Annotated in this window: 22 protein-coding genes; 10 read left to right on the top strand and 12 right to left on the bottom strand. The window is 57.0% G+C overall.

What is annotated here, in order from left to right; genetic code table 11:
* Positions 1 to 344: 344 nt before the first annotated feature.
* From sdhB to sdhC, 4 genes are read right to left on the bottom strand one after another with little or no spacing between them, the layout of a single operon-like run.
* Entirely contained in the window at positions 345 to 1061 is a 717-nt protein-coding gene (sdhB, locus tag IM314_RS13370) for a succinate dehydrogenase iron-sulfur subunit SdhB (RefSeq protein ID WP_008501090.1), read from the bottom strand.
* A 15-nt stretch (positions 1062 to 1076) separates the two neighbouring features.
* The gene (sdhA, locus tag IM314_RS13365; RefSeq protein ID WP_041910764.1) at positions 1077 to 2843 is read right to left on the bottom strand and encodes a succinate dehydrogenase flavoprotein subunit; all 1767 of its coding nucleotides are present in this window, start codon (positions 2841 to 2843) and stop codon (positions 1077 to 1079) included.
* Positions 2843 to 3190 (bottom strand): succinate dehydrogenase membrane anchor subunit, encoded by a 348-nt coding sequence (sdhD, locus tag IM314_RS13360; RefSeq protein ID WP_003858621.1) that lies wholly within the window; start codon positions 3188 to 3190, stop codon positions 2843 to 2845. Before sdhD ends, sdhA begins: the two co-directional genes overlap by 1 nt.
* On the bottom strand, positions 3184 to 3588 hold the full coding sequence (gene sdhC, locus IM314_RS13355; RefSeq protein WP_026080740.1) for a succinate dehydrogenase cytochrome b556 subunit: 405 nt from the start codon (positions 3586 to 3588) through the stop codon (positions 3184 to 3186). The genes sdhD and sdhC overlap by 7 nt, the downstream gene beginning before the upstream one ends.
* 638 nt (positions 3589 to 4226) lie before the next feature.
* Between sdhC and IM314_RS13350 the strand changes: the two genes are divergently transcribed.
* Positions 4227 to 5510: a citrate synthase gene (locus tag IM314_RS13350; RefSeq protein ID WP_028012378.1), complete on the top strand. Its 1284-nt coding sequence runs from the start codon at positions 4227 to 4229 to the stop codon at positions 5508 to 5510.
* A 99-nt stretch (positions 5511 to 5609) separates the two neighbouring features.
* On the opposite strand, the gene nei is transcribed toward IM314_RS13350, so the two are convergent.
* From nei to IM314_RS13315, 7 genes are all read right to left on the bottom strand, one after another.
* Positions 5610 to 6401, bottom strand: a complete 792-nt coding sequence (gene nei, locus IM314_RS13345) for an endonuclease VIII (protein WP_193359065.1) — start codon at positions 6399 to 6401, stop codon at positions 5610 to 5612.
* Between the two features lie 18 nt (positions 6402 to 6419).
* Positions 6420 to 7160 (bottom strand): 5-oxoprolinase subunit PxpA, encoded by a 741-nt coding sequence (gene pxpA / locus IM314_RS13340; protein ID WP_193359064.1) that lies wholly within the window; start codon positions 7158 to 7160, stop codon positions 6420 to 6422.
* Complete coding sequence (gene pxpC, locus IM314_RS13335) at positions 7147 to 8079, bottom strand: 5-oxoprolinase subunit PxpC (protein WP_028012375.1); 933 nt, start codon at positions 8077 to 8079, stop codon at positions 7147 to 7149. Before pxpC ends, pxpA begins: the two co-directional genes overlap by 14 nt.
* Positions 8073 to 8729 (bottom strand): 5-oxoprolinase subunit PxpB, encoded by a 657-nt coding sequence (gene pxpB, locus IM314_RS13330; RefSeq protein ID WP_193359063.1) that lies wholly within the window; start codon positions 8727 to 8729, stop codon positions 8073 to 8075. Before pxpB ends, pxpC begins: the two co-directional genes overlap by 7 nt.
* Before the next feature lie 14 nt (positions 8730 to 8743).
* On the bottom strand, positions 8744 to 9487 hold the full coding sequence (locus IM314_RS13325; RefSeq protein ID WP_028012373.1) for a type 2 GTP cyclohydrolase I: 744 nt from the start codon (positions 9485 to 9487) through the stop codon (positions 8744 to 8746).
* Between the two features lie 10 nt (positions 9488 to 9497).
* Positions 9498 to 10910 (bottom strand): deoxyribodipyrimidine photo-lyase, encoded by a 1413-nt coding sequence (gene phrB, locus IM314_RS13320; protein WP_193359062.1) that lies wholly within the window; start codon positions 10908 to 10910, stop codon positions 9498 to 9500.
* A gap of 598 nt (positions 10911 to 11508) precedes the next feature.
* Entirely contained in the window at positions 11509 to 11715 is a 207-nt protein-coding gene (locus IM314_RS13315; RefSeq protein WP_014069366.1) for a YbfA family protein, read from the bottom strand.
* A 309-nt stretch (positions 11716 to 12024) separates the two neighbouring features.
* On the opposite strand from IM314_RS13315, the gene kdpF reads away from it, so the two are divergent.
* The 9 genes from kdpF to potE all read left to right on the top strand — a co-directional run bounded on the left by kdpF (position 12025) and on the right by potE (position 23957).
* Complete coding sequence (gene kdpF, locus IM314_RS13310) at positions 12025 to 12114, top strand: K(+)-transporting ATPase subunit F (protein ID WP_014069365.1); 90 nt, start codon at positions 12025 to 12027, stop codon at positions 12112 to 12114.
* Positions 12114 to 13793: a potassium-transporting ATPase subunit KdpA gene (gene kdpA / locus IM314_RS13305; protein ID WP_193359061.1), complete on the top strand. Its 1680-nt coding sequence runs from the start codon at positions 12114 to 12116 to the stop codon at positions 13791 to 13793. The genes kdpF and kdpA overlap by 1 nt, the downstream gene beginning before the upstream one ends.
* Before the next feature lie 18 nt (positions 13794 to 13811).
* On the top strand, positions 13812 to 15860 hold the full coding sequence (gene kdpB / locus IM314_RS13300; protein WP_193359060.1) for a potassium-transporting ATPase subunit KdpB: 2049 nt from the start codon (positions 13812 to 13814) through the stop codon (positions 15858 to 15860).
* Positions 15861 to 15872: 12 nt separating this feature from the next.
* Positions 15873 to 16448 (top strand): potassium-transporting ATPase subunit KdpC, encoded by a 576-nt coding sequence (gene kdpC / locus IM314_RS13295; protein ID WP_048957829.1) that lies wholly within the window; start codon positions 15873 to 15875, stop codon positions 16446 to 16448.
* Positions 16449 to 19136: a two-component system sensor histidine kinase KdpD gene (gene kdpD, locus IM314_RS13290; protein WP_060573616.1), complete on the top strand. Its 2688-nt coding sequence runs from the start codon at positions 16449 to 16451 to the stop codon at positions 19134 to 19136.
* On the top strand, positions 19133 to 19810 hold the full coding sequence (gene kdpE, locus IM314_RS13285; RefSeq protein ID WP_008501074.1) for a two-component system response regulator KdpE: 678 nt from the start codon (positions 19133 to 19135) through the stop codon (positions 19808 to 19810). Before kdpD ends, kdpE begins: the two co-directional genes overlap by 4 nt.
* A 279-nt stretch (positions 19811 to 20089) precedes the next feature.
* Positions 20090 to 20194, top strand: a complete 105-nt coding sequence (gene speFL, locus IM314_RS13280) for a leader peptide SpeFL (RefSeq protein WP_003858645.1) — start codon at positions 20090 to 20092, stop codon at positions 20192 to 20194.
* A 254-nt stretch (positions 20195 to 20448) separates the two neighbouring features.
* A complete protein-coding gene (speF, locus tag IM314_RS13275) occupies positions 20449 to 22647 on the top strand; it encodes an ornithine decarboxylase SpeF (protein WP_193359059.1) in 2199 nt (732 codons plus the stop codon).
* Positions 22644 to 23957 (top strand): putrescine-ornithine antiporter, encoded by a 1314-nt coding sequence (potE, locus tag IM314_RS13270; RefSeq protein WP_193359058.1) that lies wholly within the window; start codon positions 22644 to 22646, stop codon positions 23955 to 23957. The genes speF and potE overlap by 4 nt, the downstream gene beginning before the upstream one ends.
* 104 nt (positions 23958 to 24061) lie before the next feature.
* Here potE and pgm read toward each other — a convergent pair whose 3' ends face one another.
* Positions 24062 to 25702, bottom strand: coding sequence for a phosphoglucomutase (alpha-D-glucose-1,6-bisphosphate-dependent) (pgm, locus tag IM314_RS13265; RefSeq protein WP_062935923.1), 1641 nt, complete (start codon positions 25700 to 25702; stop codon positions 24062 to 24064).
* Positions 25703 to 25724 lie beyond the last annotated feature (22 nt).

The following is a 25724-nucleotide window of genomic DNA, read 5'->3' as shown; positions in this document are numbered from 1 at the left end:
ATCCCTTAAGCATTTTTATGCTTACTTTCGCCGTAGAAACTACCACGCACACCGCGTGTACGTGCCGGGGTTCACCTGCGAGCTCTTTTACTTTGGCCCGCGAAGGAACCTTTAGAAACTGTCTAAATAATCTTCGTCGTTCAGGCTGCGACTGCGTTGCGGCTTTCACTCACCCCAGTCACATAGTTCACTATGCTCCTGGGGATTCGTTCAACCGCGCCTTGTCTCGCGCTGAACGTCTCGATTATTTACTTATCTGGCAGTTTTTAAAGGTTTCTGCAATTTATTCCCTCTCCCTTTGGGAGAGGGTTAGGGTGAGGGGAACAGCGCTCCCCTCTCACTACTTACGCACTGCGCTGCAGCAGCATCGACTTAATATGGCCGATGGCACGCGTCGGGTTCAGCCCCTTCGGACACACGCTGACGCAGTTCATGATGCTATGGCAGCGGAATACGCTGAAAGCGTCACTTAATCCTTCCAGACGGCTGTCGGTTTCGGTGTCGCGGCTGTCGATCAGGAAGCGATAGGCAGCCAGCAGACCCGCAGGGCCGATAAACTTGTCCGGGTTCCACCAGAACGACGGGCAGGACGTTGAACAGCATGCGCAGAGAATACACTCGTACAGACCATCGAGTTTTTCACGCTGCTCAGGAGACTGTAAGTGCTCGCGAGCGGGTGGATTTTGCCCATTATTCAATAAGTAAGGCTTAATCTTCTCATATTGTGCATAGAATTGCCCCATGTCTACCACCAAATCACGCACGACCGGCAGGCCTGGCAGAGGACGGATAACAATTTTCTGACCGGGACGCTGCAGCGCTGAAATTGGCGTGATGCAGGCCAGGCCGTTTTTGCCGTTCATGTTCACACCGTCAGAGCCACATACCCCTTCACGGCAGGAGCGGCGGAACGACAGCGTAGGATCTTTCTCTTTCAGCTGGATTAAGGCATCCAGCAGCATCATGTCACGACCTTCTTCCGCTTCGAGGGTATAGTCCTGCATGCGCGGAGCGTCATCAACATCCGGGTTATAACGATAAACTGAGAATTCGAGTTTCATTATCCTGTCTCCGCATTAATAAGTACGAATCTTCGGCGGGAACGCCGGACGCAGTTTCGGTTCCATGTTGACGTTACGACGCGTCATGGTTTCCGACTCTGGCAGATACAGGGAATGGCACAGCCAGTTTTCATCGTCACGATCCGGGAAGTCGAAGCGGCTATGGGCGCCACGGCTTTCGGTACGGAAGTTTGCCGACATCGCGGTTGCGAATGCGGTTTCCATCAGGTTATCCAGCTCCAGGCACTCAACGCGCTGGGTGTTGAACTCGCTGGAGGTGTCGTCCAGACGGGCATTTTTCAGACGCTCGCGGATCGCCTTCAGCTGCTCAAGGCCTTTGGCCATCGCATCGCCTTCGCGGAATACCGAGAAGTTGTGCTGCATGCACTCCTGCAGCGCTTTACGGATTTCCACCGGATCTTCGCCGTTACGGTTACCGTTCCAGCGGTTGAGGCGTTCAAGAGAGGCGTCGATTTCGTCGTCGGTTGCATCACGCAGCGCGCCCTGCTCGGCAATGGACTCCTGCAGATGCAGACCCACCGCACGACCAAACACCACCAGGTCCAGCAGCGAGTTGCCGCCCAGACGGTTTGCGCCGTGTACGGATACGCAGGCGATTTCGCCTACCGCGAACAGGCCAGGAATGACCACGTCTTCGCCCTGCTCGTTCACGGTCAGCGCCTGACCGGTCACTTTGGTCGGAATACCGCCCATCATATAGTGGCAGGTTGGGATAACCGGGATCGGCTCTTTCACCGGATCGACGTGCGCGAAAGTACGGGACAGTTCCAGAATGCCCGGCAGACGGGATTCCAGCACTTCTTTACCCAGATGGTCGAGCTTCAGCTTCGCGTGTGGACCCCATGGGCCATCGCAGCCGCGGCCTTCACGGATTTCGATCATGATGGAACGCGCCACCACGTCACGACCCGCCAGGTCTTTCGCATTCGGGGCATAACGCTCCATGAAGCGCTCGCCGTGTTTGTTCAGCAGGTAGCCACCTTCACCGCGGCAGCCTTCGGTGACCAGCACGCCCGCACCGGCGATACCGGTTGGGTGGAACTGCCACATCTCCATGTCCTGCACCGGTACGCCGGCGCGAATAGCCATACCAACACCGTCACCGGTGTTAATGTGGGCGTTAGTGGTGGACTGATAAATACGGCCTGCACCGCCGGTCGCCAGCACGGTCGCGCGGGCTTTGAAGTAAACCACTTCACCGGTTTCGATGCACAGCGCGGTACAGCCAACAATTGCGCCATCGGCGTTTTTCACCAGATCCAGCGCATACCACTCGGAGAAGATGGTGGTGTGGTTTTTCAGGTTCTGCTGATACAGGGTGTGCAGCAGTGCGTGACCGGTACGGTCAGCCGCCGCCGCGGTACGTGCCGCCTGCTCGCCGCCGAAGTTTTTCGACTGGCCGCCAAACGGACGCTGATAGATGGTGCCATTTTCCAGACGGGAGAACGGCAGACCCATGTGATCCAGCTCCAGAATCGCTTCCGGGCCGGTTTTACACATATATTCGATGGCATCCTGGTCGCCGATATAATCGGAACCTTTTACCGTGTCGTACATGTGCCATTCCCAGTTATCTTCATGGGAGTTACCCAGCGCAACGGTAATACCGCCCTGCGCGGACACAGTGTGGGAACGGGTCGGGAACACTTTAGAGAGCAGCGCACAGGTCTGGCCGCTCTGGGAAATTTGCAGTGCGGCGCGCATACCTGCGCCACCCGCACCAATCACAACAGCATCAAATTCTCTGACTGGCAGTTTCATTACACACCCCACACCACAACAAATCCATAAATGACGTAAACCAGCAGCGCAACAACAATAATCAGTTGCAGCGGAAGGCGAATCGCCAGCGGTTTAACGTAATCGGTCAACACCTGCCACATGCCGATCCAGGCATGGATAAGGATGGAGAACAGGGCCAGCAGGGTGAACACTTTGGTGAAGGCCGATCCGAAGAAACCACTCCAGATTTCCCACGTCAGCGTGCCGCTGGTCGCGAAGAAACCGATCATATAGATGATGTAAAGCGTGAGGACGATGGCGGTAGCGCGGACCAGAATGAAGTCATGTACGCCGTTGCGTCCTAATGCGGAGGCGTTGCTTACCATACGAGAACTCCTGCGAGAAGTGAAAGCACGACAGTGATCACAAATGAAATGTTCGCGGTACGTTTCCCGGCCTCGAACGTCTCTTCCAGATAGCCAAAGTCCATCAGCATGTGGCGTACGCCGCCAACAACGTGATAGGCCAGCGCGGTGAGAATGCCCCACATGATAAATTTCACGAAGAAGCTATTCATGATGGCCGAGGCCTGGAGGAATCCTTCAGGGGAAGAGAGGCTGGTGCCCAGTAACCACAGCAAAATACCGACCGCCACAAACGTAATCACACCAGAAACACGGTGCAGAATGGACGCTATTGCTGTTACGGGGAACCGGATCGTTTTGAGATCCAGATTGACAGGTCTTTGTTTTTTCACATTTCTTATCATGAATAACGCCCACATGCTGTTCTTATTGTTTCCTTCCTCCGGACTGCGATGCGGGTCAAGCAGCGTTCCTTTTCTATAACTGCGCGTCATGCAAAACATTGCTTCCAAATGCTAAAACGACACGTTACAACGCTGGGTGGCTCGGGATTGCAGGGTGTTCCGGAGACCTGGCGGCAGTATAGGCCGTTCACAAAATCATTACAATTAACCTACATACAGTTTGTTGGGTTTTCTCTGGAACAGTGATCAGGGTCACGATAACAACATCTTTTTAATTTTTAATCATCTGATTTGACAAATGTTAAACAATATTGTTACAAACGTCATCAGAAAAGGCATATAATGCGCAAAAGTTATGAGGTCTCTCTTTCACCTGACAAATAGTTATGTAACAGTGTGATGGTATTGACCGAAGTTATCAGGACAGTTATTAGTGATATACAGGTTTGAATAATTCGGACTGCAAAAACGCTGATTTGCTGTTGTTTCACTGATATTTCATTCGTTTACCTGCAAGGCGCCATAGCTCTGTACCCTGGTTACTCCTCGTGAGCTGAGCGGTAAGCCAAATAACAATCTGGTAACGGTGATTAACAGCTGAAGGCAAATCCGGTAAAAGCAGTCTTAAGCATAAGGCGCTAAGGAGACCGTAAATGGCTGATACAAAGGCAAAACTCACCCTAAATGGTGATGATGCTATTGAACTGGATGTGCTAAAAGGCACGCTCGGTCAGGATGTTATTGATATCCGTACGCTGGGTTCCAAAGGAGTATTTACCTTTGACCCTGGATTTACCTCTACCGCATCTTGCGAATCCAAAATCACCTACATTGACGGTGACGAAGGTATCCTGCTCCATCGCGGCTTCCCCATCGATCAGTTAGCCACCGAATCCAACTACCTGGAAGTGTGCTACATCCTGCTGAACGGCGAAAAGCCGACGCAGGCGCAGTACGATGAATTCAAAACCACCGTAACCCGTCACACCATGATCCATGAGCAGATTACCCGTCTGTTCCATGCGTTCCGTCGTGACTCTCACCCAATGGCGGTGATGTGCGGGATTACCGGTGCGCTGGCGGCGTTCTACCACGACTCACTTGACGTGAATAACCCGCGTCACCGTGATATCGCGGCGTTCCGCCTGCTGTCCAAAATGCCGACCATGGCGGCGATGTGCTACAAATACTCCATCGGCCAGCCGTTTGTGTACCCACGTAACGACCTCTCCTACGCCGGCAACTTCCTGCGCATGATGTTCTCCACGCCGTGCGAAGAGTATGAAGTGAATCCGGTGCTGGAACGCGCGATGGACCGTATTTTGATCCTGCACGCTGACCACGAGCAGAACGCCTCTACCTCTACTGTCCGTACCGCAGGCTCTTCAGGCGCGAACCCGTTCGCCTGTATCGCTGCGGGCATCGCCTCCCTGTGGGGACCGGCGCACGGCGGCGCGAACGAAGCGGCGCTGAAGATGCTGGAAGAGATCAGCACCGTTGAGCACATTCCAGAGTTCGTGCGTCGCGCGAAAGACAAGAATGACTCCTTCCGCCTGATGGGCTTCGGTCACCGTGTTTACAAAAACTACGACCCGCGCGCAACCGTTATGCGTGAGACCTGCCATGAAGTGCTGAAAGAGCTGGGCACCAAAGACGATCTGCTGGAAGTGGCGATGGAGCTGGAACACATCGCGCTGAACGACCCGTACTTCATCGAGAAGAAACTCTACCCGAACGTCGATTTCTACTCTGGCATTATTCTGAAAGCGATGGGCATTCCGTCTTCCATGTTCACCGTGATCTTCGCCATGGCGCGTACCGTGGGCTGGATTGCGCACTGGAACGAAATGCACAGCGAAGGTATGAAAATCGCCCGTCCTCGTCAGCTGTACACCGGCTACGAGCAGCGTGATTTTAAGTCTGACCTGAAGCGCTAAAAAACGTTGGGTGCGGCCTGATGCCCTCACCCTGGCCCTCTCCCACAGGGAGAGGGAACAAACCTTAAAAACGGTAACCCCTGGGTTACCGTTTTGCTTTTATCTCTGGCAGTGCGGGCACCAGTAAAAAGGTCTGGAAGAGAGCATAATCCTGTCGATAATCCCGCCGCACCGCTCGCACTTTTTCCCCGCCCGATGGAACACCTTAAAGCGGAACAGCGCCCCGTGATGTTTGTTCTCATCCACCACGCCGCGCGTGTTGTACGACAGCCGCGGAATATCCAGCAGCGCGTGAGACAACGCGTCCAGCTTTTCATCGCTAAGCTGAGAGGCCTTGCGCTGCGGCGCCAGCCCCACTTGCCAAAGGATTTCCACCCGCAGATAGTTGCCTAATCCCGCCAGAAAAGCCTGATCGAGCAACAATCCGGAAAACTGGCGGTTGCGGAATTTGGGCGATAACAGTCGGGCCTTCACATCGCTCGCCGTCAGGCGCATGTCCAGCACGTCCGGCCCGACGCGCTGTAAGAACGGATGCGTCAGCAGCTGCTCCGGCGTTAACATTTCGATATCAGAGGCGCTGTAGAGCAGGATCGCCTTATCCGCCGTTTGTAACCGGACGCGCAGCACGCGCGTCGTTTGCGGCTGCTCGTCCGCATCGACTACGCGCCACACACCGTAGAGCTGGTTATGGCTATATAACGTCAGGTTATGGGAAAAATGCGTGAGCAACGCTTTGCCGCGCGTTTCAATATGGGTCACCGTCTGTCCCACCAGCTCTGTTTCAAACGGCTTAAGTTGAGGAAAGGCAAACCAGACATCGGTCAGCGGTTTGCCCTTTATCGCCGCCTCCAGGCTATCCGCCGCACGGCGGATCTCCGGACCTTCAGGCATGTCATTGTCCTTTTATAATCAATCTGCGCTGACGAGAATGCCCTCTTCAGAGAACGCCGCCCGCAGGCGGCGCGCAAACTGGAGCGCATGCTCGCCATCACCATGTAAACATACCGTATCAGCCTGAACGTGTGCCGACGTGCCGTCCACAGCGGTCACCCGCCCGAAGCGCACCATCGCCAGCGTCTGCGCCAGCGCTTTATTTTCGTCAGTAATCAGCGCACCGGCCTGCGTGCGCGGCACCAGGCTGCCGTCCGGCATGTATCCCCGATCGGCAAAGACTTCCTGCCGCGTCGTCAGCCCCAGCCGTTCTCCGGCACGAATAAACTCGCTACCCGCCAGGCCAACCAGAATCAGCTGCGGATTGCAGTCCCGCACCGCGCGGGCAATCGCCTCCGCCAGCGCCGGGTCTTTCGCTGCCTGGTTATAGAGCATGCCGTGCGGTTTGACGTGACGCAGCACGCCATGCTCAGCGCGCGCTATCGCCTCCAGCGCGCCGATCTGGTAGAGCACCTGAGCGTAGACCGTCTCAGGGGGCAGATCCATCGCCGTACGGCCAAAGTTCTCCCGGTCCGGGAAGCTCGGGTGAGCGCCAATCGCCACGCCGTTTTTAATGGCATTACGCACGCTCTCCAGCATGGTTTGCGCATCGCCCGCGTGAAAACCGCAGGCGATATTGACCGAGGAGACCAGGGTCATCAGTTCCGCATCGGCGCTGCTGCCCTCCCCCAGATCGGCGTTTAAATCAATCTTTACCATCAAGCCTCCACGCCAGCTGTTCGAGATAGCGCTGCCGATCCTGCCGCGCCTTTAGCGCCTCCTCCAGCGTACACTGCACGAAATGAATCGGCTGACCGAGAGGGATTTGCGCCAGATGGTAGCGATCCGCTTCGATAATGCAGGCAATACGCGGATAGCCGCCGGTAGTTTGCGCATCGTTCATCAGTACGATGGGCTGCCCGTTGCCCGGCACCTGAATCACCCCCGGCAGCAGCCCGTGGGAAAGCAGCTCCCGGTCAGTCGTGCGGGTCAGCGGCTGCCCCTGAAGCCGGTAACCCATACGGTTACTCTGCGGGCTGATTTTCCACGGCGAACGCCAGAAAGACTCTTTTGAGGCTTCATCAAACTCCTGATATTCCGGTCCCGGCAAGGCGCGGATCACGTTCCCCCACAGCAGCTGCTTCACGCCCTGCGTGGTGGTGAAATGGCGCGCTGATGGCTTAATCGCAAGACGATCGCCGTCGCGCAGCAGCCGTCCCTCATGGCCGCCCATTCCCGCTTTCTGGTCGGTGCTGGACGACCCCAACACCTCCGGCACGTCGATGCCCCCCGCTACGGCAAGATAGCTGCGCACGCCGTGCAGAGGACGCTTAAGCGTCAGACGCTGCCCGGCTTTCGCCCGCAATCGCCAGCCGGTCCACACCGCTTTGCCGTCCAGCGTTGCGTCACAGCCCGCGCCGGTTAAGGCGAACCAGGTCTCCTCACCAAATTCAATAACGCACTGACCCAGCGTAATTTCTAACGCCGCCGTGCTGCCCGCGTTGCCTACCAGCAGGTTGGCAATCTCCAGCGAAGGACGATCGAGCGCACCGCAGTAGCTCACGCCGGACTGGCGCATGCCAAAGCGTCCGGCATCCTGAACGGAGGTATAAAGCCCCGCGCGAATAAGCGTTAACATACCCCCTCCTTCTGCGGGATAAAGCGCAGGGTATCACCCGGACGCAGGAGGATCGGTGCCTCCTGCCCCGGTTTAAATAGTGTCATAGAGGTGTGCCCGATAAGCTGCCAGCCGCCCGGTGAAGTAAGCGGATAAATTCCGGTTTGTTCACCGCCAATCGCCACCGTTCCTGCGGGTACGCTCAGGCGCGGCTCAGCCCGACGCGGGGTATGCAGCCGGGGAGATAATCCGCCCAGATACGGAAAGCCCGGCTGAAAACCCAGAAACCAGACGACGTAATCCACCGAGCTGTGCAGCTCCACAACCTGCTTTACTGTTAATCCACAGTGTTCGGCCACCACGCCCAGGTCAGGGCCACCTTTGCCGCCATAGACAACCGGGATCTCAATCGCCCGCGATTCTGGCTCCAGCGCCTCGCTCTCTTCCCACCAGCGCTGCAGACGCTCAATGGCATCCAGCGCCCCGGTGTGCGGATCGCGCAGCACCACGGTGATATTATTCATACCCGGAATAGCTTCAACCACGCCGGGTAGCTCGGGCAGCCGCTGAGCCAGGCGCCAGATACGCTTTTGCGTGGCAAGCGTCACGGGAGGCTCAAGCTCCAGAACTACCGCGGTTTCACCCAGAAGATAACAACGCGCTCGCTGCACTTAACTACCTCTCATCAGGCCGGATTAGGGATATCAATAAAGGTCACATCCAGATCGGTATTTTCCGTCAGCCACTCGCTGAGGGCGCGAATACCGCCGCGCTCGGTAGCGTGGTGGCCTGCCGCGTAGAAATGCAGCCCCTGCTCGCGGGCAGAGTGAACCGTCTGCTCGGAGACTTCGCCGGTAATAAACGCATCAACACCAAAGCGCGCGGCGCTGTCGATAAAGCCCTGGCCGCCGCCGGTACACCACGCCACGCGCTTCACGGTATCCGGCCCGGTATCTCCGCACCACAGCGGACGACGCCCCAGCCGCGCTTCGATCCACGATGCCAGCTCCAGCCCCGGTACCGGCATCGACAGTTCGCCCCACGGCACCAGCGGCTCGATTTCACCCATCACGGTAATCCCTAACAGCTGTGCCAGCTGGACGTTATTTCCCAGTTCAGGATGCGCATCCAGCGGCAGATGGTAACCGTACAGGTTGATATCATTCGACAGCAGCGTTTTGAGGCGGTTGCGCTTCATGCCGCGGATAATCGGCGATTCGTTTTTCCAGAAGTAACCGTGATGGACAATCACCGCGTCGGCTTCCTGACGCACCGCCTCATCCAGCAGCGCCTGGCTTGCCGTCACGCCGGTGATGATTTTCTGCACCGTTTCGCGCCCTTCGACCTGCAGGCCATTCGGGCCATAGTCGCTAAAGGAGGCGGTATTAAGTTTTTCGTTAATCAGGCGTTCCAGTTCACTGTTTTTCATCATCATTCTCTCAAACTTTTCGGGCGGCTTCGTACGCCGCCAGCGTGGCGACGCGCGCCTGTTTATGGTCGACAATCGGGCGGGGATAATCGAGCTTTACGCCCTGTTTATCCGCCCATGCCCACGGGTCATGGATCGCTTTTTCAGGAACGTTCCTGAGCGCGGGCAACCAGCGGCGAATAAAGTCGCCGTTGGCATCAAATTTTTGCCCCTGCGTGGTCGGATTAAAAATCCTGAAATAGGGAGCCGCATCGGTGCCGGTAGAGGCCGCCCACTGCCAGCCACCGTTATTCGCCGCCAGATCGCCATCGATCAGCTGAGAAATAAAATAGCGCTCTCCGATTCGCCAGTCGATAAGCAGATCTTTCACCAGGAAGCTCGCGGTAATCATTCGCAGACGATTGTGCATCCACCCGGTTTCATTTAGCTGGCGCATAGCGGCGTCCACAATCGGATAGCCCGTCTCCCCTTTTTGCCAGGCCTGTAAAAGTGCCTCATCGTGCTGCCATTTTACGCTGTCGGTCCACGTAATGAACGGACGATGCTTACAGAGATTGGGATGGTACGTCATCAGATGGCGGTAGAATTCACGCCAGATAAGTTCGTTCAGCCACACCGAGCCCGCACCACCGTCCAGCGCCTGCGGCTGTTCGGCCAGAAGACGATGCAAACACTGGCGAGGAGAGAGCACGCCCAGCGCCAGGCAGGCCGATAACCGGCTTGTCCCTTCAATTGCCGGGAAATCCCTGCGCGCGTCATATTCTCCCGCGCCCTGCTTGCAAAACTGGCGCAGCTTCGCAATAGCGGCCTTCTCACTGGCAGGGAACAGAAGTTCATCAAATGCCCGCAGGGGATAGTTGAACGTTAATTCGGGGAGATCGGTTATAGCCTCTCCTCTGGCGGCGGGCGCGGGTACGCACTCCGGCAGCGCCTCTTTCAGGCGCTTAACAAAAGCATTTTTAAACGGCGTAAACACTTTATACATTTCGTGACCGCCGGTCATAACGCTGCCCGGAGCCAGCATCACGCTGTCATCAAATCCCTCACATACCACCTCTCCCAGCATTTTCTCCAGCTGGCGGTCCCGCTGCTGTTCGTTCAGTTCGTACTGGTAGTTATAAAAAAGATGCGTGACGCCATTCTGCTGGCATATCTCCTGCAGCATATGAAGCTGCGCGGTAAAATCGCTGACCTCTTTGTAGATAAGAGGTATGCCTTTCTCGGCAAGCGCGTGCTGCAGTTCGTTCAGGTGTGATTTGAGGTAAGCCGCCTGCCGTGGTGCCATATCATGCTGCTGCCACTGCTCAGGCGTGGCGATAAATAGCGCCAGTACGCTGGCGTCATCAGAGCGGCAGGCTGCCGCGAGAGCGATGTTGTCATGTACGCGCAAATCCGCGCGAAACCAAACCAGATGGGTGGGCATAAAACTCCAGGCTATTGTCCATTATGTCCATAAGGGCATGCCATACAAGGAAAAAGCATGCATTGAACTACTTTGCCATGAAGTGTAGACGGGATGAAATAAAAAAGGCCGCCCGGGGCGGCCTTAACGCTACTTGTCCTGCGCTATCGTGGTTAAAGCGACAAACGCATTAGGTTCATCACTCTTTACAACGAGTACGCTGGCGACAATGAACGCGATGCATATATAGCGTTTCACTATGCGGTCCCTGCTGCTAACCGCTCCACCGTTCACCACCGGTGATAAATCGGTGGACACAAGCCCGGGTAGGCGGGCTGCTTTACGGCTGAAAATACACCTTTCCCAGGACCGATGCCCATTTGCGAGATGGCGGAAAGGGACGCAGCATCATAATTACTATCCGCTGCAAAGGTAAGATACCCGAATAAAATTAGGAATTTATAAAGACTTCGAGGGATTGCCATCTTCTTACAGAAGGGTATGATAAAAATCCCGGGTAGGGGCTGCAAGACCACCCAACGGACCGCGAATCCCGAGGGACAAAAAAACCGCCATATTGCTATTGGCGGTTTTTTTATGGCTACGCGTCAGCGTTGTATCAATAGAAATCGCAGGTCGCTTTCTCTGCCTGATCCATCCACACCGGCTTCTCGCTGGTTTTCGCCCAGACGCGGTGCAGATAGCTATAAAAACGCGCGCGATCTTTCCAGAACAACATCACCGGCAGGGCCAGCACGCCAGCCACTACGGCGAAAGTGCGACGCATGAACACGATATGAGCCGGATACTCTTTATAAAGATCCATATTTTTCTCCCCTGTAGTTGGCCGGAAACCTTCTCCGGAAAATGTGAAATCTGTGACCTGGATAAAATAATATCGCTTTGTTTGTAATTTTACTACTCATCCGACCACTTATTTTCGTCCGTTTAGCAAAAATTTACACTCGCACCGTAATTAAGTTACAAAAAAGTTAACGATTTACTTATCAATAGTTAAATTGTGGGCTTTGCCATTTTTATACTTTTTTTACACCCGCCCTTCTCATTTTTGCGAAATCTTTGCGCCATAAATCCTACCGTTAACACAACAACAAAAGTCACCCGGAGGTGGATTGTGAGTGCAGGTCTTATTGCCGGCATCGTGCTGGTGTTCCTGTTATTGGGTTATCTGGTCTATGCCCTGATTAACGCGGAGGCATTCTGATGGCTGCTCAGGCGTTTTTGCTTATTGCCAGCTTCTTAGTGGTATTGTTCGTTCTGGCAAGGCCGCTGGGAACGGGGCTGGCCAGGCTTATCAACAACGTCCCCCTGCCCGGCACGGGAAGCGTTGAAAAAGGGATCTGGCGCGTGCTGGGAATCGACGATCGGGAGATGAGCTGGCGTGAATATCTGTTCGCTATTCTGCTGCTGAACATCGTTGGGCTTTTTGCACTTTTTGCCATGCTGATGCTGCAGGGCATCCTGCCGCTGAATCCGCAACGGTTACCGGGCCTGTCCTGGCATCTTGCGCTGAACACGGCGGTCAGTTTTGTTACCAACACCAACTGGCAGTCCTATGCCGGTGAAACCACGCTGAGCTATTTCAGCCAGATGGCTGGATTAACCGTGCAGAACTTCCTCTCTGCAGCCAGCGGTATCGCGGTAATTTTCGCGCTGACGCGCGCGTTTGCGCGTCAGAAAATCGGTACCCTGGGTAACGCCTGGGTGGATTTGACGCGCATTACGCTGTGGATCCTGCTGCCGATTGCGCTGCTCATCGCGCTGTTCTTTATTCAGCAGGGCACCCTGCAAAACCTGCTGCCTTACGCCCCGTATACCTCGCTGGAAGGAGCAAAACAGCTCCTGCCGATGGGGCCAGTGGCGTCGCAGGAAGCCATCAAAATGCTCGGCACCAACGGCGGCGGCTTCTTCAACGCCAACTCGTCGCATCCGTTTGAAAACCCTACCGCCCTGACCAATTTTGTGCAGATGCTGGCGATCTTCCTGATCCCCGCCGCGCTCTGTTTCGCCTTTGGTGATGTGGTCAACGATCGCCGTCAGGGGCGTACCCTGCTCTGGACCATGTCGCTTATCTTCGTGGTCTGCGTTGCGCTGGTGATGTGGGCCGAATGGCAGGGTAATCCGCACTTCCTCTCACTCGGGGCCGATAGCGCCATCAACATGGAAGGTAAAGAGAGCCGCTTTGGCATTCTCGCCAGCAGCCTGTATGCGGTGGTCACCACGGCAGCGTCGTGCGGGGCCGTCAATGCCATGCATGATTCCTTTACGGCGCTGGGCGGCATGATCCCAATGTGGCTAATGCAGATTGGCGAGGTGGTGTTTGGCGGCGTGGGCTCCGGTCTTTACGGCATGCTGCTTTTCGTGCTGCTGGCGGTGTTTATTGCCGGTCTGATGATTGGCCGCACCCCGGAATATCTGGGTAAAAAGATCGACGTTCGCGAGATGAAGTTAACCGCGCTGGCGATTCTGGTCACCCCGGCTCTCGTGCTGCTCGGCACCGCGCTGGCGCTGATGACCGAGGCCGGACGCAGCGGCATCTTTAACCCCGGCATTCACGGTTTTAGCGAAGTGCTGTATGCCGTCTCCTCGGCCGCCAACAACAACGGTAGCGCCTTTGCAGGCTTAAGCGCCAACTCTCCGTTCTGGAACTGCCTGCTGGCGTTCTGCATGTTCGTGGGCCGCTTCGGGATCATTGTGCCGGTTATGGCGATTGCCGGATCGCTGGTGAACAAAAAAATCCAACCGACCACCACCGGGACGTTACCAACCCACGGCGCGCTGTTTATCGGCCTGCTGACGGGCACCGTGTTGCTGGTCGGCGCCCTGACCTTTATCCCCGCCCTCGCGTTAGGCCCGGTCGCGGAATACCTCTCTTTACGCTGATTTTGCGGAGAAATTGTCATGAGTCGTAAACAACTGGCCCTGTTCGAACCGTCATTAGTTCGCCAGGCGCTCATGGATGCGGTGAAAAAGCTGAGCCCGCGCGTGCAGTGGCACAACCCGGTGATGTTTATCGTTTGGGCGGGAAGCGTCCTGACCACCGCCCTGGCGATTGCCATGGGAACGGGCCATATGCCGGGAAATGCGATGTTTACCGGCGCCATCAGCCTGTGGCTGTGGTTTACCGTGCTGTTCGCCAACTTTGCGGAAGCGCTGGCGGAAGGCCGGAGTAAAGCCCAGGCCAACAGCCTGAAAGGGGTGAAAAAAACCGCCTTCGCGCGCAAGTTACGTGAGCCGAAATACGGTGCCCAGATGGACCACGTTCCGGCGGATGAACTGCGTAAAGGCGATGTGGTGCTGGTGGAAGCCGGTGACATCATCCCTTGCGACGGCGAAGTCATTGAAGGGGGCGCATCGGTGGATGAGAGCGCCATCACTGGCGAATCCGCGCCGGTGATCCGTGAGTCCGGCGGCGATTTCGCCTCCGTGACGGGCGGGACGCGCATTCTCTCCGACTGGCTGGTGATCCAGTGCAGCGTTAACCCGGGTGAAACCTTCCTCGACCGGATGATCGCCATGGTGGAAGGCGCACAGCGCCGGAAAACGCCAAACGAGATTGCCCTGACCATCCTGCTGGTGGCCCTGACCATTGTCTTCCTGCTGGCAACCGCGACGCTGTGGCCGTTCTCTGCCTATGGCGGTACCGCGGTCACCGTCACAGTGCTGGTGGCGCTGCTGGTTTGTCTGATCCCCACCACCATCGGCGGCCTGCTGTCGGCCATCGGCGTGGCCGGCATGAGCCGCATGCTCGGTGCCAACGTCATCGCCACCAGCGGGCGTGCCGTAGAAGCCGCCGGTGACGTGGATGTCTTGCTGCTGGATAAAACCGGGACCATTACCCTCGGTAACCGCCAGGCGTCGGATTTCTTACCCGCCCCGGGCGTGGATGAAAAAACGCTGGCGGATGCCGCCCAGCTCTCATCCCTTGTCGATGAAACTCCGGAAGGCCGCAGTATAGTGATCCTCGCCAAGCAGCGCTTTAACCTGCGCCAGCGCGACGTTCAGAGCCTGCACGCCACGTTCGTGCCCTTCACGGCGCAAACCCGCATGAGCGGCATCAACATCCAGGATCGCATGATCCGTAAAGGCTCGGTTGACGCCATCCGCCGCCACATTGAGGCCAACAACGGTCACTTCCCGCCGGAAGTGGACAGCCTGGTCGAAAGCGTGGCCCGTCAGGGCGCGACGCCGCTGGTGGTGGCCGAAGGCGCGCGCGTGCTCGGGGTCATTGCCCTGAAGGACATCGTCAAAGGCGGCATCAAGGAGCGCTTTGCCCAGCTGCGTAAGATGGGGATCAAAACGGTGATGATCACCGGGGATAACCGTCTTACCGCCGCGGCGATTGCCGCCGAAGCGGGCGTGGATGATTTCCTTTCCGAAGCCACACCGGAAGCCAAGCTGGCACTGATTCGTCAGTATCAGGCGGAAGGCCGTCTGGTGGCGATGACCGGTGACGGGACCAACGATGCTCCTGCCCTCGCGCAGGCCGACGTGGCGGTGGCGATGAACTCCGGTACCCAGGCCGCAAAAGAGGCGGGCAACATGGTCGACCTCGACTCTAACCCGACCAAGCTGATTGAAGTGGTGCACATCGGCAAGCAGATGCTGATGACGCGCGGCTCGCTGACCACGTTCAGTATCGCTAACGACGTGGCGAAGTATTTCGCCATCATTCCGGCCGCGTTTGCTGCGACCTATCCGCAATTAAACGCCCTGAACGTGATGCACCTGCACTCTCCGGCCTCGGCCATTCTGAGCGCAGTGATTTTTAACGCCCTGATTATTGTCTTCCTGATCCCGCTGGCGCTGAAGGGCGTGAGCTATAAGCCGCTCACGGCGGCCGCCATGCTGCGCCGTAACCTGTGGATTTACGGCCTGGGCGGGCTGGTGGTGCCCTTCGTCGGTATCAAGGTTATCGACCTGCTGTTGACGCTGTTCGGCCTGGTTTAAAAGGTGAATCAAATGACCATGTTACGCCCCGCTATACTTCTGTTCATACTGCTGTCTCTCATTACCGGCGGGCTGTACCCGCTGGTGACCACCGCGCTGGGCCAGTGGTGGTTTAAGGATCAGGCCAACGGCTCGCTGATTATACAAAACGGCGAAAACCGCGGTTCACGCCTGATTGGTCAGAACTTTACGGATGCTCGCTACTTCCAGGGACGCCCTTCCGCCACTGCCGAAAGCCCGTATAATCCGATGGCATCCGGCGGCAGTAACCTGGCGGGCAGCAACCCGGAGCTGGACAAAGCCGTCGCTGAACGCGTGGCAACCCTGCGTGCCGCCAATCCTCAGGCCAGCCGCGAGGTGCCCGTAGAGCTGGTGACCGCCTCTGCCAGCGGGCTGGACTACAGCCTGACGCCGGCAGCGGTGGCCTGGCAGATCCCGCGCGTCGCCGCCGCCCGTCAGTTGACCGTCGAACAGGTGAGCAAGCTGGTGGCAGAGCACACGCAAAAGCCGCTGGTCAACTTCATCGGCATGCCCGTGGTAAATATTGTTGAGCTGAATCTGGCGCTGGACGCGCTAAGGAAAAACTAAATGACCGACGAGCCCATGCGCCCGGATCCGGACAGGCTGCTTGAACAGACGGCTGAAGCCCATCGCGGCAAACTGAAAATTTTCTTTGGCGCCTGCGCGGGCGTCGGGAAAACCTTCGCCATGCTGACGGAAGCCCAGCGGCTTCGGGCGCAGGGGCTCGATATTCTGATCGGCGTGGTCGAAACCCACGGACGCAAAGAGACGGCGTCGCTGCTGAAGGGGCTGGCTACCCAGCCGCCCCGCCGCATCAGCCATCGCGGTCGGTTAGTCACTGAATTCGATCTCGATGCCGCCCTCGCCCGCCGTCCCGCGCTTATCCTGATGGACGAACTGGCGCACAGCAATGCGCCAGGCTCACGCCATCCCAAACGCTGGCAGGATGTTGAAGAGCTGCTCGAGGCCGGCATTGATGTGTTCACAACGGTTAACGTTCAGCATCTTGAAAGCCTGAACGACGTGGTCAGCGGCGTGACCGGCATTCAGGTGCGCGAGACGGTGCCCGACCCGTTCTTTGATTCTGCCGATGAGGTGGTACTGGTTGACCTGCCTCCTGACGATTTGCGCCAGCGCCTGCACGAAGGCAAGGTTTATATTGCCGGCCAGGCCGAGCGCGCCATCGAACATTTCTTCCGCAAAGGTAACCTGATTGCCCTGCGCGAGCTGGCCCTGCGGCGTACTGCCGATCGCGTTGACGATCAGATGCGCGCCTGGCGCGACCTGCAGGGACAGGAGCGCGTCTGGCATACGCGGGATGCCATTCTGCTGTGCGTGGGGCACGGCAGCGGCAATGAAAAACTGGTCCGCACCGCCGCGCGCCTGGCGGCCAAATTTGGCAGCGTCTGGCATGCGGTGTATGTCGAAACACCGCAGCTGCACGCTCTGCCCGAAAATCAGCGCCGCGCGATCCTGAGCTCGCTGCGCCTGGCGCAGGAGCTGGGTGCCGAAACCGCTACCCTTTCCGATCCGCAGGAAGATAAGGCCATTCTGCGCTACGCGCGGGAGCATAACCTGGGGAAAATTGTCATTGGCCGCCGCCAGCATCGCCGCTGGTTTAGCCGCGAATCCTTTGCCGACAAGCTGGCCCGCCGCGCGCCGGATCTGGACCTGGTGATCGTGGCGCTGGATGATAAACCTGCTCCCCTCCCCAGCCGCGCGCCGGACAGCCGGGCCTTCAGCGATAAATGGCGCATTCAGCTCCGCGGCTGTTTTGTCGCCGTCGTGCTCTGCGCCCTGATCACTATAATCGCCAGCAAATGGCTGATTGCCTTCGACGCGGCCAACCTGGTGATGATCTACCTGCTGGGCGTGGTAGTGGTGGCGCTCTTTTACGGACGCTGGCCGTCGGTACTGGCGACGGTTATTAACGTCATCAGCTTCGATCTGTTCTTTATTGCCCCCCGCGGGACGCTCGCCGTCTCGGACGTACAGTACATCCTCACCTTCGCCGTGATGCTTACCGTCGGGCTGGTGATCGGGAACTTAACGGCTGGCGTGCGCTACCAGGCGCGTATCGCCCGCTATCGCGAACAGCGCACGCGGCATCTTTATGAGATGTCGAAATCGCTGGCGGTAGGCCGCACGCCGCTGGATATTGTGCAGACCAGCGAGCAGTTTATTCGCTCGACCTTTCATGCCAGCAACCTGATTTTACTCCCGGACGATCACGGCAAGCTGCGCCCGCTGACGTCGGCCTCGGGCATGACGCCCTGGGACGAAGCCATCGCCCGCTGGAGCTTTGATAAAGGGCTACCGGCGGGTGCAGGGACCGACACCCTGCCCGGCGTGCCCTATCAAATTCTGCCCCTGCGCAGCGCCGATAAAAACCTGGGGCTGGTTATCGTGGAGCCCTCCAATCTGCGCCAGCTGATGATCCCCGAACAGCAGCGACTGCTGGAGACCTTTACGCTGCTGGTTGCCAGCGCGCTGGAACGGCTGGCCCTCACCGCCAGCGAAGAGCAGGCCCGGCTGGCAAGCGAGCGCGAAAGCATCCGTAACTCGCTCCTGGCGGCGCTATCACATGACCTGCGCACACCTCTTACCGTCCTGTTTGGCCAGTCGGAAATCCTGACGCTGGACCTGGCAGCGGAAGGTTCAAAACACGCCATGCAGGCCAGCGAAATCCGTCAGCACGTGCTCAATACCACGCGCCTGGTGAATAACCTGCTCGATATGGCGCGGATCCAGTCGGGCGGTTTTAACCTCAAAAAAGAGTGGCTCACGCTTGAAGAGGTGGTGGGCAGCGCGCTGAAAATGCTCGAACCCGGCCTCGGTGGGCGGCATATTGCGCTGAACATGCCCGAGCCCCTGACGTTAATTCACGTCGACGGTCCGCTGTTTGAACGAGTGTTGATTAACCTGCTGGAAAACGCCGGCAAATATGCAGGTGCCAGCGCCCGGATTGGGGTGGATGCGACGGTGGACGACGACACGCTTCGTCTTGACGTCTGGGATACCGGACCGGGCATTCCTGCCGGACAGGAGATGGCTATTTTCGAAAAATTCGCACGCGGCAATAAGGAGTCTGCCATCCCGGGCGTGGGGCTGGGGCTGGCGATTTGTCAGGCAATAATTGATGTTCATGGCGGAACCATTTTCGCGGAGAATCGTCCGGAAGGCGGCGCGCGTTTTTGTGTTACACTTCCTCTGGAAACCCCGCCGGAACTGAATGAATTACCAGAGGATTTGTGATCAACGTTCTGATTGTTGAAGATGAGATCGCCATTAGCCGGTTTCTGCGCGCAGCGCTGGAAGGCGATGGTCTGCGCGTTCATGATGCGGGTACGCTTCAGCGGGGGTTAATTGAAGCCGCAACCCGCAAGCCGGACCTGGTGATCCTCGATCTTGGCCTGCCGGACGGTGACGGCATCGATTTTATCCGCGAGGTACGTCAGTGGAGCCAGATGCCGATTCTGGTGCTCTCCGCCCGTACTGAAGAGACGGATAAAATCGCCGCGCTGGATGCCGGGGCGGACGACTATCTGATAAAACCTTTTGGTATCGGCGAGCTACAGGCTCGCCTGCGCGTGGCCCTGCGCCGCCACAGCGCAACCACGCCTGCTGACCCAACCTACACGTTTGGGGATATCCGGGTTGATCTGGCCGCGCGACGTATTGTGCGCGGTGAAGAAGAAATCCATCTCACGCCAATCGAGTTTCGCCTGCTCGCCGTGCTGCTTAATAATCACGGTAAAGTACTCACCCAGCGCCAGCTGTTAAGTCAGGTGTGGGGACCCAACGCGGTGGAGCATAGTCACTATTTACGCATATATATGGGACATCTTCGCCAGAAACTTGAAGTTGACCCCGCGCGCCCCCGTCATTTATTAACTGAAACCGGTATCGGTTATCGGTTTATGCTTTGAATAACTATTCAATTTATTTTTAAATAAAAACGAAACCTCTCAGAAAATATTTCACAAATATCCCAACCGTTATTTTTTTTGATTATTTACGCTCACATCAAACATTCACAACACAATCTATTAACGCGACACTAACAATTCAGAATTTTGATCTGCATTATTCATCAAAAACGACTAATTATTTCTGAAATGATCGGTTAATGGTGATCTGCTTCACGGTTAATCGCCTTTGCCTGGATAAAATGACCATGCTTTCAATTACTGAAAGGAAAATGAAACATGGAAAACAACAATCGCTTAATGCCCCATATAAGGCGGACAACGCATATTATGATGTTTGCCCACCGAAACTGCTTTGACTTTCATCTCTTTAATGCCCGGTAGTCCTTCGACTTCTGGCGCACTCGCTTACAGGTTATCCTGAAAAACCTTAGCTTACAGGCAATTGCCTGTGAACTCGTGCGCTCATTCATCTTGATTCAGACTCATCCGCACCGGGCGGACTGAATTTCAATCATCAAAAAAGCAATTCACTGATTTTAATCAGCGGCTACCCATTGCTTTTTTTCCGGAAAATTATCGATTTCTTTCTTGCAAGAAATCGAGGGACGCTTATTACCTAAAATAAAGAGAGAAAGATGAAAAATTTAAAAATCGCAGCCAGCCGTGCATGTCCGGACTGCTTTACTACCCAGCGTGAAGTGGTGGATGTCCGCGCTTCTGATTATATTGATGTTGCCGCCATTGTTCTGGCGGTCACGGATATTGCCAGCGGTATCCTGGAAGAAATAGAAGCTACCGGTTTTGGCATTCCCGTATTTGTGGCGACGCACAAAGAAGAGATCATCCCGGCAGATTATTTATCGCGCATTCACGGCGTATTTGAGCATTCAGACACCAGCAAAGACTTTTATGGACGCCAGCTGGAAGCGGCCGCGCAGAAGTATGAAACCCAGCTGCGCCCGCCGTTTTTCCGCGCCCTTGTCGACTACGTGAAGCAGGGCAACAGCGCGTTTGACTGCCCGGGGCATCAGGGCGGGCAGTTTTTCCGCCGTCATCCTGCCGGCAATCAGTTTGTCGATTTCTTTGGCGAGACGTTATTCCGCTCCGATCTGTGCAACGCCGACGTGGCGATGGGGGATCTGCTGATCCACGAAGGCGCACCGTGCATTGCCCAGCAGCATGCGGCAAAAGTCTTTAACGCCGATAAGACCTACTTCGTGCTGAATGGCACCTCGTCGTCCAACAAAGTGGTGCTTAACGCCCTGCTCACACCAGGCGACCTGGTGCTGTTTGACCGTAATAACCACAAGTCTAACCACCACGGTGCCCTCCTTCAGGCTGGGGCAACGCCGGTCTATCTGGAAACCGCGCGCAACCCGTACGGCTTTATCGGCGGCATTGACGCGCACTGCTTTGAGGAGAGCTACCTGCGTGAACGGGTGGCAGAGGTGGCGCCTGGCCGTGCACGCGATGCGCGTCCGTTCCGCCTGGCGGTGATCCAGCTGGGCACCTACGATGGCACCATCTACAACGCCCGTCAGGTGGTGGATAAGATTGGGCACCTGTGCGACTACATCCTGTTTGACTCGGCCTGGGTGGGTTACGAGCAGTTTATTCCGATGATGGCCGACTGCTCGCCGCTGCTGCTGGAGCTGAACGAAAACGATCCGGGGATTCTGGTCACCCAGTCCGTGCATAAACAGCAGGCTGGCTTCTCGCAGACCTCGCAAATTCACAAGAAGGACAGCCACATCAAAGGCCAGCAGCGCTATGTCCCACATAAGCGGCTCAACAATGCCTTTATGATGCACGCCTCCACCAGCCCGTTTTATCCGCTGTTTGCCGCGCTGGACATTAACGCCCGCATGCATGAGGGGCAAAGCGGCCGCAACATGTGGATGGACTGCGTGGTGACGGGCATTGAGGCGCGCAAGCTGATCCTGGAGAACTGCCGATTTATTCGTCCATTTGTGCCCGAGACGGTGGATGGCCGCGCGTGGGAAAGCTGGGACACGGCAGAGATTGCAACCGATCTGCGCTTCTTCCATTTCGTACCGGGTGAACGCTGGCACGCTTTTGATGGCTACGCTGAGCATCAGTATTTTATCGACCCGTGCAAGCTCCTCCTGACTACGCCGGGCATTAACGCCCGCACCGGGGAGTATGACGACTTCGGCGTGCCCGCCACCATTCTCGCCAACTTCCTGCGTGAAAACGGCATCGTGCCGGAAAAATGCGATCTCAACTCGATCCTGTTCCTGCTCACCCCTGCGGAGGACATGGGCAAGCTGCAGCAGCTGGTCGCCCAGCTGGTGCGCTTCGAAAAACTGCTTGAGAGCGATGTGCCGCTGAAAGACGTCCTGCCCTCCCTCTACAAACAGCATCCGGAACGTTACGCGGGTTACACCCTGCGCCAGATCTGCCAGGAGATGCACGACCTGTACGTCCGTCACAACATGAAGCAGCTGCAAAAAGAGATGTTCCGCAAGTCTCACTTCCCGCGCGTGATGATGAACCCGCAAGAGGCGAACTACGCCTACCTGCGCGGTGAGGTCGAGCTGGTCTCCCTGCGCGACGCGGAAGGCCGCATCGCCGCCGAAGGCGCTCTCCCTTACCCACCGGGGGTACTGTGCGTGGTTCCAGGGGAAGTCTGGGGCGGTTCCGTGCTGCGCTACTTTGCCGCGCTGGAAGAAGGCATCAACCTGCTGCCGGGCTTCGCGCCGGAGCTGCAGGGCGTGTACGTCGAGGAGTGTGACGGTCGCAAACAGGTTCGCTGCTACGTCATCAAACAATCCGCTGCTCAGCCAACGCTGCTGAAAGGAGAAAAATTATGAGCAAGTCCAATAAGATGGGCGTGGTGCAGCTGACTATCCTCACCATGGTTAACATGATGGGCTCCGGGATTATCATGCTGCCCACCAAGCTTGCCGAGGTGGGGACCATCTCGATCATCTCCTGGCTGGTGACGGCTGTCGGATCGATGGCGCTGGCGTGGGCGTTTGCCAAGTGCGGGATGTTCAGCCGCAAGTCAGGCGGCATGGGCGGCTATGCCGAGTACGCCTTCGGCAAGTCCGGCAACTTTATGGCGAACTATACCTATGGGGTGTCGCTGCTGATCGCCAACGTGGCGATTGCCATCTCCGCCGTGGGCTACGGTACGGAGCTGTTTGGCGCGACGCTCAGCCCGGTGCAAATTGGGCTGGCAACCATCGGCGTGCTGTGGATCTGTACCGTCGCCAACTTTGGCGGCGCGCGCATCACCGGACAGCTCAGCAGCATTACCGTCTGGGGCGTGATCATCCCGGTGGTCGGCCTGTGCATCATCGGCTGGTTCTGGTTTAGCCCGACGCTGTACGCCAACTCCTGGAACCCGCACCATGTGCCGTTCTTCACCGCCGTGGGCTCGTCTATCGCCATGACGCTCTGGGCTTTCCTGGGCCTGGAATCCGCCTGCGCAAATGCGGAAGTGGTGGAAAATCCGGAGAAGAACGTGCCGATTGCGGTTCTCGGCGGGACGCTGGGCGCGGCGGTGATCTATATCGTTTCAACCAACGTGATAGCGGGGATCGTGCCAAACATGGATCTGGCTAACTCCACGGCACCGTTCGGACTGGCCTTTGCGCAGATGTTCACCCCGGAAGTCGGGAAAGTGATCATGGGGTTGATGGTGATGTCCTGCTGCGGATCGCTGCTTGGCTGGCAGTTCACCATTGCACAGGTTTTTAAATCTTCGGCAGATGAAGGCTATTTCCCGAAAATCTTCTCCCGCGTGACCAAAGCCGATGCGCCGGTGCAGGGTATGCTGGCAATTGTCATCTTCCAGAGCGGATTATCGCTAATGACCATCAGCCCGTCGCTGAACAACCAGTTCAACGTGCTGGTCAACCTGGCGGTGGTGACGAACATCATCCCGTATATTCTGTCGATGGCGGCGCTGGCGATCATTCAGAAGGTGGCGAAGGTGGATCCGCACAAAGCGCGAGTAGCGAATATCGTGGCGCTGGTTGGGGCGATATACAGCTTCTATGCGCTCTACTCGTCCGGACAGGAGGCGATGCTGTACGGGGCGATAGTGACCTTTATGGGCTGGACGCTGTACGGTCTGGTGTCGCCGAGATTTGAATTGAAGAACAAACACAGTTAGGTAAAAGCAAAACGGCAACCCTGAGGTTGCCGTTTTTAGTGTTTTCTCCCTCTCCCCGCGGGAGAGGGCCGGGGTGAGGGCATCAGCCCGCACCAGAACACGACTTATGCGTTTTTCAGCACTTCGCTGACAATCTCTACCGCTTCTTTCTCAATCTGCTGGCGATGCTCAGCGCCGAGGAAGCTTTCGCAATAGATCTTGTACGCATCTTCCGTACCGGACGGACGCGCGGCGAACCAGCCATTTTCGGTCATCACTTTCAGGCCGCCGATAGACGCACCGTTACCCGGTGCCGCCGTCAGACGCGCGGTGATCGGATCGCCTGCCAGGGTGCTTGCGCTGACCATCTCCGGAGAGAGTTTGGACAAAGCCGCTTTTTGCGCAGAGGTCGCGCCAGCCTGAATACGGTTATAGCTTGGTGCACCAAAGCGTGCAGCCAGCTCGTTGTAGTGTTCCTGCGGATTCTTGCCGGTAACCGCGGTAATCTCCGCCGCCAGCAGGCACATGATGATGCCGTCTTTATCGGTTGACCACGGGGTGCCGTCGAAACGCAGGAAGGACGCGCCTGCGCTCTCTTCGCCGCCGAAGCCAAAGCTGCCGTCGTGCAGACCGTCAACGAACCACTTGAAGCCCACCGGCACTTCCACCAGCTTGCGGCCCAGCGCGTCCACCACGCGGTCGATCATCGCAGAAGAGACCAGCGTTTTACCGACAGCCACCTCTTTGCCCCACTGCGGACGGTGCTGGAACAGGTAGTTGATCGCAACAGCCAGATAGTGGTTCGGGTTCATCAGCCCGGCAGGGGTGACGATGCCGTGACGGTCATAGTCCGGGTCGTTAGCAAACGCCAGGTCGAATTTATCGCGCAGCGCCAGCAGGCCCGCCATCGCGCATTCGGAGGAGCAGTCCATACGGATCGCGCCGTCTTTGTCCAGGTGCATAAAGCGGAAGGTCTGATCGACGTGATCGTTCACGATGGTCAGATCCAGCTTGTAGTGCTCGGCGATGCGCTTCCAGTACTCAATACCGGAGCCGCCCAGCGGATCCACGCCCAGCTTCAGGCCAGCTTTCTGAATCGCCGCCATATCGACGATATCCGCCAGCCCTTCCACAAACGGCTGAACCAGATCCTGCTCTTTCACGTGGCCGGAGGCCATCGCCTCATCAAGAGAAATACGTTTAACGCCTTTCAGACCGTCGGCCAGCAGCGCGTTTGCACGATCTTCCACCACTTTGGTGACGTTAGTGTCAGCCGGGCCGCCGTTAGGCGGGTTGTATTTGATACCACCGTCTTCCGGCGGGTTGTGGGATGGCGTGATGACGATACCGTCAGCCTGCGCGCCACCTTTTTGGTTGTGCACAAGGATCGCGTTTGATACCGCCGGTGTTGGAGTAAACCCATTGTTCTCCTGAACAATCACGTCCACACCGTTCGCCGCCAGCACTTCCAGCACGGAAATAAACGCCGGTTCAGACAGCGCATGGGTATCTTTGCCCACGTAGCACGGACCGGTAACGCCGTTTTTAGCGCGCTCTTCCGCAATGGCCTGAGCAATGGCCAGAATGTGCGGTTCGTTAAAGCTGTGGCGCGCCGCGCTGCCGCGGTGACCAGATGTACCAAACTTCACTGCGTGTTCTGCGTTGCCCACGACCGGTTTCAGCACGTAATACTGCGCGGTCAGCTGAGCGACGTTAATCAAATCGCTTTGTTGTGCAGGTTGGCCTGCACGGCTGTGATTTGCCATTACCGGGTCCTTATGATGCAAG

The sequence above is a fragment of the Enterobacter cloacae complex sp. P42RS genome (assembly GCF_014930595.1).
Taxonomy (GTDB): Bacteria; Pseudomonadota; Gammaproteobacteria; order Enterobacterales; family Enterobacteriaceae; genus Enterobacter; species Enterobacter bugandensis.
Note: the sequence above shows the minus strand (reverse complement) of the source record. Positions and strands in the feature narration are given on the sequence as shown.

Coding starts and splice junctions, on each gene's coding strand:
- sdhB (WP_008501090.1), bottom strand. CDS start 1,061: ATGAAACTCGAATTCTCAGTTTATCGTTATAACCCGGATGTTGATGAC.
- sdhA (WP_041910764.1), bottom strand. CDS start 2,843: ATGAAACTGCCAGTCAGAGAATTTGATGCTGTTGTGATTGGTGCGGGT.
- sdhD (WP_003858621.1), bottom strand. CDS start 3,190: ATGGTAAGCAACGCCTCCGCATTAGGACGCAACGGCGTACATGACTTC.
- sdhC (WP_026080740.1), bottom strand. CDS start 3,588: ATGTGGGCGTTATTCATGATAAGAAATGTGAAAAAACAAAGACCTGTC.
- IM314_RS13350 (WP_028012378.1), top strand. CDS start 4,227: ATGGCTGATACAAAGGCAAAACTCACCCTAAATGGTGATGATGCTATT.
- nei (WP_193359065.1), bottom strand. CDS start 6,401: ATGCCTGAAGGTCCGGAGATCCGCCGTGCGGCGGATAGCCTGGAGGCG.
- pxpA (WP_193359064.1), bottom strand. CDS start 7,160: ATGGTAAAGATTGATTTAAACGCCGATCTGGGGGAGGGCAGCAGCGCC.
- pxpC (WP_028012375.1), bottom strand. CDS start 8,079: ATGTTAACGCTTATTCGCGCGGGGCTTTATACCTCCGTTCAGGATGCC.
- IM314_RS13325 (WP_028012373.1), bottom strand. CDS start 9,487: ATGAAAAACAGTGAACTGGAACGCCTGATTAACGAAAAACTTAATACC.
- phrB (WP_193359062.1), bottom strand. CDS start 10,910: ATGCCCACCCATCTGGTTTGGTTTCGCGCGGATTTGCGCGTACATGAC.
- IM314_RS13315 (WP_014069366.1), bottom strand. CDS start 11,715: ATGGATCTTTATAAAGAGTATCCGGCTCATATCGTGTTCATGCGTCGC.
- kdpA (WP_193359061.1), top strand. CDS start 12,114: ATGGCTGCTCAGGCGTTTTTGCTTATTGCCAGCTTCTTAGTGGTATTG.
- kdpB (WP_193359060.1), top strand. CDS start 13,812: ATGAGTCGTAAACAACTGGCCCTGTTCGAACCGTCATTAGTTCGCCAG.
- kdpC (WP_048957829.1), top strand. CDS start 15,873: ATGACCATGTTACGCCCCGCTATACTTCTGTTCATACTGCTGTCTCTC.
- kdpD (WP_060573616.1), top strand. CDS start 16,449: ATGACCGACGAGCCCATGCGCCCGGATCCGGACAGGCTGCTTGAACAG.
- speFL (WP_003858645.1), top strand. CDS start 20,090: ATGGAAAACAACAATCGCTTAATGCCCCATATAAGGCGGACAACGCAT.
- speF (WP_193359059.1), top strand. CDS start 20,449: ATGAAAAATTTAAAAATCGCAGCCAGCCGTGCATGTCCGGACTGCTTT.
- potE (WP_193359058.1), top strand. CDS start 22,644: ATGAGCAAGTCCAATAAGATGGGCGTGGTGCAGCTGACTATCCTCACC.
- pgm (WP_062935923.1), bottom strand. CDS start 25,702: ATGGCAAATCACAGCCGTGCAGGCCAACCTGCACAACAAAGCGATTTG.